The organism is Kitasatospora putterlickiae (assembly GCF_039527695.1).
In the GTDB taxonomy this organism is placed as follows: Bacteria; Actinomycetota; Actinomycetes; order Streptomycetales; family Streptomycetaceae; genus Kitasatospora; species Kitasatospora putterlickiae.
This window is the reverse complement of the sequence record NZ_BAAAKJ010000499.1, coordinates 5725-8930: the sequence shown is the minus strand read 5'-3', so window position 1 is coordinate 8930 and position 3206 is coordinate 5725. Positions and strand designations below refer to the sequence as shown.

Below are 3206 nucleotides of genomic sequence, written 5' to 3'. Positions count from 1 at the left end.
GGGGGCCGGGCGGCCGCCGTCGGAGGCGGTGAGCACGGTCGGGCGGGGGCGTTCGCCCGCGGCCTGGGCCGAGGCGGTGGCGGCGGCCGGTTGCTGGCCCGTGGTGGGGTCCTCGGCCCCCTGGGCGCGCCGGCGGGGGGCGGTCAGCGCGTCGCCCGAGGACTCGGTCGACACCGGCGGCACCGCGCCCCTGCGCGGCTGGGCGCTCTTCTTCGGCGCCTCCTGGCCGGGCGTCTCGGCCGGGTTGCGCTCGGAGGGCTTCCGCTCCGGGGCCCGCTGCTCCTGCGGCTTGGACTCCGGCGCCCGCTGCTCGGACTCCTGCGGCCGCGGCTGCGGGGCGAGGACCGCGGCGTCGTCGTCCGACTGGACCTTGACCGGCGCGCCGGAGGCCTCGTCGCCGCCCTTCGCCCCCTTCCTCCCCGGCGTCCCCGCGGACTCCTCGTGGAGCGTCGCGTCGTCGCCGACGGTCCGGGCGCGCTCGGCCTCCTTGGCGGCCAGGTCCTGGGCGTGCTCGTCGGCCACCAGGTCGACGTAGGGCAGCAGTTGCTGCATCCACTCGGCCACCTCGGAGTCGGCCGGCGGGGACTTGATGTCGACGCCCGAGGCGTGCGACAGGCCCTTCGCGACGTCCTCCAGCGAGTTGACGCGGAAGCTCCTGGCGAACTCGAAGGCCTCGGGGTGGCCCATCCGGGGCACCGGGAACGGCACGACCTTGCCGGAGGCCAGACTGGCCAGCGCGGCGAAGGTGATCGGGTGGTGGAGCGGGAAGTACTTGGACGCCCCGTCCGCGACCTCCGCGAACTGGGTCCGCTGCACCCAGTCGGCGTAACGGTGCATCAGCGGCGCCGAGCCGAGGTGCATGACGTGACCCATCATCGCGGTCATCATGCCGCCGACGAAGCTGCCCGCGGTGACGGTGAACTCGTGGTTCTCACCGAAGATGAGGTTGTAGAAGCCCTCGCTGAGCACGTTCTGGGTGCCGGACTGGATGTAGTTGCCGAGCCCCAGGCCGAGCTGGAACATCTTGTTGCCCTGCGTCAGGCCGTCGGCGAGGTCGGGCAGGTGCTTGCCCAGGGCGCTGACCTGGTGGGCGGTCAGGCCCTTTCCGGCATCCTGTTTGAGAACCGTGTCGAGCGCGTCCTTGAGGCCCTCGCTGGCCGCTCCTCTGAGCTCGACGGTCTGCCGGGCCTTGCCCACCCACTTCTCGGCGAACTTCTCGCCCAGCTCCCGGCCGAGCGCCCCGGCCTCCTTCTTCCCGAGCTGCTCGCCGAGGTGCTTGACGAAGGTCTTCTCCATCTCCTTGACGAAGGTGTCGCCCAGGCTGCCCTTGGTGGTCTTGCCGAAGCCCGCCTGGAGCTGCTCGGTGGAGGCCTCCATCAGGTTGCCGAGGTCCCGGGCGAAGGCGCGGGCCTGCGACTTCTTCAGCGCCTCGTCGGCGAGGCCCTTGGAGGTCTCCTTGCCGACCGTGCCGAGCGTGCCCTTCTCGCCGGACTTGGCGGCCGCCTCGGCGGCGGTCTTCAGCGTGCCCTTGAGGCTCTTCAGCTCGCCGTTGACCAGGTAGTCGCTGAGCTTGTCGGCGAGCAGCCGGCCGCCGCTCCTGCCGAGCAGACGGCCCAGCAGCTTGCCCAGGCCGAGGCCGAGCAGTTCGAGCGGGCCGCCCAGGACGCCGCCGATGACACCGAAGAGCACCGCCTGCTTGGTGTACTCCTTGTCGATCTCCTTGCGGTTGCCCTGGCCGATCTGGAGGTTCTGGATGATGCCGTCCATCAGCAGACCGCCGACGATGCCCGAGAAGGTGTGCATCGCGATGGTCTTGAGCAGGTACTTCATCAGGGCCATCAGCGCGGCCTTGGTGAGCAGCTTCTTGAGCACCAGCCCGGAGAGGCTGGCACCGAAGCTGAACGGCGCCCAGAAGATCGCCAGCGCGATCTCGACCAGCAGCTGCACCAGCTGGGCGATGGCCATCCACTTGGTGTACTCGACGACGTTGGCCACCTCGCCGGCGCAGTTCGCCAGCGCCTTGGCGGTGTTGCCCGCCGCCGACACGTAGTCGTCCCCGCCGGTCCGGCCGATGAACGAGTTCATCTGGTAGGCGAACGAGGTGGCGGCCTGGCCCTTGAACTGCCGGGCGCAGGAGATCGCGACCTTCTCGATCAGCGCCCGCAGCTCGGGCATCTCCTTGGCCAGCTGCTCGTAGGCGTCCCGGACCTCCCGCAGGTCCCCCTCACGGATCTCCGGCCAGGGCATGCCGGTGATGATCGTGAAGAACCGTGCGGTCGATTCGTTGACCTCGATCGAGGAGTGGGCCACGGGAACTGCCTGCCGTTTCCGGTCGTTGCGCGGGGTCGGGCCGTCGGGCTCCGCTGGGGTCAGAAGCCGTTGGCGAGGTCGCGGGCGTGGTCGCCCGCCTTGTCGAGGGTGTCGGCGAGGAGCTCTCCGTTCTCGCCGACCGAGGAGAGGGTGGAGCCGATCCTGACGATCAGCTCGTAGAGGTTCTTGGTGCCGTCGTCGACCTGGGCGTGGTACTGCTTGCCGATCTCGTCGTTGCCGCCCACCCGCAGGTTGATCTCGTTGATGTGGGTGGCCTCGGTGTTGAGCTGGGTGACGAAGTCCTTCAGCTCGAAGAACTCGGCGAAGCTCTTCTTGAGCATCGCCGTCTTGGCGGTGGTCCCCGACTCAGCCACGGAACTCCTCCTGCCGGTTCGCCTTCGCCTTCCTCGTCGCCTCGTCCTCGTAGCCCGGGGCCATCGCCCAGAGCGGTTCGAGGATCTCGTCCAGCTCGCTGCCGCCGGTCATCGAGAGCCGCAGCGTCTCGCCGATCCCGTCGAACCGGGAGATCCGCTCGGAGACCTGCTTGCCGACGTCCGCCCGGGCTTCGTTGAGGACGTCGGTGAGGACCTTGGCGAGCTCGGCGGGCGCCATCTCGCGGTAGGCGTTGGTGTGGAAGGTCATCGAGACGACCTGGCCCTGCGAGCCGACCTTGACGGTGACCATGCGGTCCTTGGAGGTGACCGAGCCGGTGAGCTCGTTCATCTCCTTCTGCATGGCCTCGGCCCGGGCCAGCTCGGTCTGCATGTCCGCCATCGCCTGGGCGATCTGGTCCGCGAACGGGTTGCTCATGTGCTGCTCTCGTTTCTGTTCGTGGGTACCGGCTGCTCCTGGCCCGGTGCCGCCCCGCCGCCGGATCGGGCGGGCGGGGCGGCACC

Annotated in this window: 3 protein-coding genes; all 3 read right to left on the bottom strand. The window is 69.8% G+C overall.

Annotated features, from left to right (window positions below):
• On the bottom strand, positions 1–2310 hold a 2310-nt coding region (locus ABD308_RS37965), incomplete at its 3' end, for a WXG100-like domain-containing protein (RefSeq protein WP_344345411.1).
• 59 nt (positions 2311–2369) lie between these two features.
• Positions 2370–2684 carry a hypothetical protein gene (locus ABD308_RS37960; RefSeq protein WP_344345409.1) on the bottom strand — a complete coding sequence of 105 codons (315 nt, stop codon included), beginning with the start codon at positions 2682–2684 and terminating at the stop codon, positions 2370–2372.
• Complete coding sequence (locus tag ABD308_RS37955) at positions 2677–3120, bottom strand: YbaB/EbfC family nucleoid-associated protein (RefSeq protein ID WP_344345407.1); 444 nt, start codon at positions 3118–3120, stop codon at positions 2677–2679. Before ABD308_RS37955 ends, ABD308_RS37960 begins: the two co-directional genes overlap by 8 nt.
• Positions 3121–3206: the final 86 nt, after the last annotated feature.